This is a genomic window from Streptomyces sp. AC627_RSS907 (assembly GCF_019049165.1).
Genome location: NZ_JAGMUE010000517.1, coordinates 1 through 799, shown reverse-complemented (window position 1 = coordinate 799; position 799 = coordinate 1). Strand labels below are relative to the sequence as shown.

Sequence of the window (799 nt, the reverse complement as noted above, 5' to 3'; positions counted from 1 at the left end):
GCGTACACGTCGGCGGTGTCCACGAGCGTGCCGCCCGCGTCCCAGAACGTCTTGAGCTGGTCCGCCGCATCGTGCTCGTCGGTGTTCCGGCCCCAGGTGAGCGTGCCGAGCCCGATCCGGGATACGCGCAGGCCCGTACGGCCGAGGTGCCTCTGCTCCATGAGCGCTGACATTACTGGCCTGGCCACGGCCCGTGGTGGCCTGTGGATAAGCCAACACTGCCGCGGTGGACATATGCGCGCTAGAGTCCCCGCCGTAGGGACGTTACTGATGGGTAAGGGGAGTGGCATGCGGCTCGGCATCAACCTCGGCTACTGGGGTGCGGGAATGGACGCGGACAACCTCGCCGTCGCGCAGGAGGCGGATCGGCTCGGGTACTCCGTGTGCTGGGCGGCCGAGGCGTACGGGTCCGACGTGGCCACCGTGCTCTCCTGGGTCGCCGCGCAGACCGAGCGGATCGACGTCGGCTCGGCCATCTTCCAGATCCCGGCGCGCACCCCCGCGATGACCGCCATGACCGCCGCCACCCTGGACTCGCTCTCCGGCGGCCGGTTCCGGCTCGGCCTCGGCGTCTCGGGCCCGCAGGTCTCCGAGGGCTGGTACGGCGTGAGGTTCGACAAGCCGCTGGCCCGCACCCGGGAGTACGTGGAGATCATCCGCAAGGCGATGGAGCGTACGCCGCTGCGCCACGAGGGCCAGCACTGGACGCTGCCGCTGCCGGACGGCCCCGGCAAGGCCCTCAAGCTGACCGTGCACCCGGTGCGAGAGCGCATCCCGCTCTACATCGCCGCCATCGGCC

The 799-nt window shown here is 70.7% G+C and carries 2 protein-coding genes; one reads left to right on the top strand and one right to left on the bottom strand.

The window, feature by feature from the left end; genetic code table 11:
• On the bottom strand, window positions 1-173 hold a 173-nt coding region (locus tag KUM32_RS36785; RefSeq protein ID WP_254406660.1), incomplete at its 3' end, for an aldo/keto reductase.
• A gap of 115 nt (window positions 174-288) precedes the next feature.
• On the opposite strand from KUM32_RS36785, the gene KUM32_RS36780 reads away from it, so the two are divergent.
• A partial coding sequence (locus KUM32_RS36780; RefSeq protein ID WP_217146221.1) for an LLM class flavin-dependent oxidoreductase occupies window positions 289-799 on the top strand: 511 nt, incomplete at its 3' end.